Consider the following 2,845-nt stretch of genomic DNA (forward strand, 5'->3'; position numbering starts at 1 on the left):
CCGGCGGAAGCCGGGGACGCAACCCGCGACGAAGCAGGAAACCCTACCCGCGAGGATAGGAATCCCCGCCCTTCAGGGCGGGGAGGAGGTCAAGCTCGTCAGCGAACACAGTTCGGGCCCAGGGAACGGGTTCGGACCCAGGGACCAAGGGAGTGACCTGTGGACAACGTCACACCGCTCGGCGGCGACGTCTACGAGATCGACACGCGGATGGCCGGCTACGCCGGGATCACCGCGGGCTACCTGATCCTCGCCGACCGGCCCTGTCTCGTCGAGACGGGCACCTCCACGTCCGCTCCGATCGTCCGCGACGCTCTCAGCTCACTGGGAGTCGGCCCCGATGATCTCGCCACGGTGGTGGTGACCCACATCCACCTGGACCACGCCGGAGGTGTCGGCGACATCGCCGGCATCTACCCGTCCGCGGAGATCGTGGTGCACGAGAAGGGCGCGCGGCATCTCGCCGACCCCTCACGTCTCATGGCCAGCGCCCGCATGGTGTGGGGCGACAAGCTGGACAGTCTGTTCGGCTCGCTCACCCCGACCGACGCGGCGCGCATCGTGGCCCTGGGCGACACCGGCGCGATCGACCTCGGCGGCGGCCGTACGCTCACCAGCCACTACTCCCCCGGCCACGCCAAGCACCACGTCGGCCTGCTGGACTCGGCCACCGGAGACCTCTACGTCGGCGACGCCGCCGGGGTGTACCTCCCCGAGACCGGAGATCTGCGTCCCGCGACCCCGCCGCCGGACTTCGACCTCCAGACGGCCCTCGACTCCGTGGCGCTGTTCGGCGCCCTCGGCCCCCAGCGGCTGCTCTTCAGCCACTACGGCCCCGTCGCCGATGTCGTCACGACTCTGGAGCGCTCGGCCGACGAGCTGCGAGTATGGGTGGACCTGACCCGGCAGGCCCACTCGGAGGGCATGGATCTGGACCACGCGGTAGCGATGGTGCGCGACAAGACGCGCGAACGCTACGCGGCGCTGGCCTCGGAGGACGATGAGACGTCGGAGCGTTTCGAGATGCTCAGCGGTGCGCCGTCGAACGTGGCCGGCATCATGCATTGGCTCGACAATGCCAAGCCCAACGGCAAGTAGACCCGCCGCGCCGGGGACGAATCCACGCAAGCGTGCATAGGATCGCTCCGGTGTGGGAACGATGGGTGGCGGGCGCCGCACGCCTTCACGTTAGGCGGCGCCCACCACCCCTCGTCAGTTCGAGGCTTCAGGCCTTGCGGTTGCCCGGCTGCTCGCCGTCGGCGTCATCATCGTCGAGAACATCCCCCGGAACCGCCCCCGCCGAAACACCGAAGTCCGGCTCGATGAACGCCGGAGCCATCCCGACCTCCAGTCGCGTCGTCTTCAGATCGGGCTCCGCCGCACGGCTCGCGAGAAGATCACCATCGGTGCCGGCTTCATCGCGCTCGTCAGGCTTGCTCTGGTCGTCCGCCGCGTCCGCCGCTACCGGCGTGCCCGGCTCCTCGGCGACAGCCGTACCCGGCTTGTCGTCGGCCGCCGTATTCGGCTCCTCGACGGCCGGCGTGCCCGGCTCTACGCGGGTCGACTCGGGGCCATGGGTCTCCGGCTCCTCATCGATCAACTCGAGATCGCCTGCTTCGAAGTCGGCCTCAGTGTCGGCCTCGGCTTCGGCTTCGGAGCCCTCGACGGCCAGGCCGGAAGCGTCGGCCGCAGGCTCTTCCTCGCGCCGCCCAGCCTCAGTGTCCGTCGCTTGCGCGTCGTGCTCGTCAAGGTCCAGGTCGAAGTCGACGTCCTGGTCCTCGTCCTCGTCTTCGAGGTCCTCGATGACCGAGCCGGTGAGCTCGGCATAGCGCTCGGCCGCTTCGGTCTCGCCGCCCTCGTCGAACATCATGGCCCGCTCGAACCAGTCGGTCGCCGCGCCTTCGTGCCCCGCCTCCGCGAGGGCGTCGGCGTAGGCGTAGGCCAGGCGAGCCGACCACGGGTGCGGCTCCTGGTTCCGCAGCTCCGGCACCCGCTGCAGCGTGATCACCGCCGCGTCGTGCTGCCCGAGATCGCGCCTGGCGCCGGACTCGACGATGGCCAGCTCGATGCGGCCCGCCCGGTCGAGACGCTCGGCCTCGCGGGAACGCACCAGGTCGAGCGCACGCTCCGGACGCCCGAGGCCACGCTCGCAGTCGGCCATGATGGGCAGGAACTCGTCCGACCCGGTCATCCTGCGCGCGGCCCGCAGGTCGCTGAGTGCCTCGGCGTAGTGGCCCGCGCGGTACGCGGCCAGGCCCACGACCTCGCGTACGACACCGATGCGCGCGGCGAACCGCCGGGCGACCTTGGCGTGCTCGTAGGCGAGCGCCGCGTCCTCTTCACCCAGGGCACGCTCCGCCGCTACGAGGTGGCAGGCGATCAGGTTCGCGAGATCGTTCGGGAGGGAGCGCAGCTCGTCCCGAACGTCCTTCTCGAGCTCCTCGGGGGTGATGTCCGCCGCCAGCTCCGGCATGGCTGCGCGCTCCTCGCGAGGCGCGCGCTCGGCGCCACCTTCGCCGCGCTCGCGGCCGTACCGGGCGCGCGTACCCGCACTGTCGGAGTGCGGCGCGCCTTCACGCTGGTCCCGGGGCGCGTACCCGTCCCTCTCGCGGGACCCGTACGCACTGCCGCCGCCGGAGGGACGGCCCTCGCGGGACCCCCGCTCGTCGCGGCCTTCACGGCTGAACGGACGCGGCCCGGAGCCACGGTCGTCACGCTGGGCGGGACGGCCACCACGGTCATCCCGGTTGAACGGAGGACGGCCACCACGGTCATCCCGGTTGAACGGAGGACGGCCACCACGGTCATCCCGGTTGAACGGAGGACGGCCACCACGGTCATCCCG

The 2,845-nt window shown here is 71.1% G+C and carries 2 protein-coding genes; one reads left to right on the forward strand and one right to left on the reverse strand.

Going from position 1 to position 2,845, the window contains the following annotated elements:
• Positions 1 to 159: 159 nt before the first annotated feature.
• The gene (locus AB0O34_RS36090) at positions 160 to 1,098 is read left to right on the forward strand and encodes an MBL fold metallo-hydrolase (RefSeq protein WP_363923378.1); all 939 of its coding nucleotides are present in this window, start codon (positions 160 to 162) and stop codon (positions 1,096 to 1,098) included.
• A 127-nt stretch (positions 1,099 to 1,225) separates the two neighbouring features.
• Here AB0O34_RS36090 and AB0O34_RS36095 read toward each other — a convergent pair whose 3' ends face one another.
• On the reverse strand, positions 1,226 to 2,473 hold the full coding sequence (locus AB0O34_RS36095; RefSeq protein ID WP_363923380.1) for a hypothetical protein: 1,248 nt from the start codon (positions 2,471 to 2,473) through the stop codon (positions 1,226 to 1,228).
• Positions 2,474 to 2,845: the final 372 nt, after the last annotated feature.

The organism is Sphaerisporangium sp. NPDC088356, assembly GCF_040685555.1.
Taxonomy (GTDB): Bacteria; Actinomycetota; Actinomycetes; order Streptosporangiales; family Streptosporangiaceae; genus Sphaerisporangium.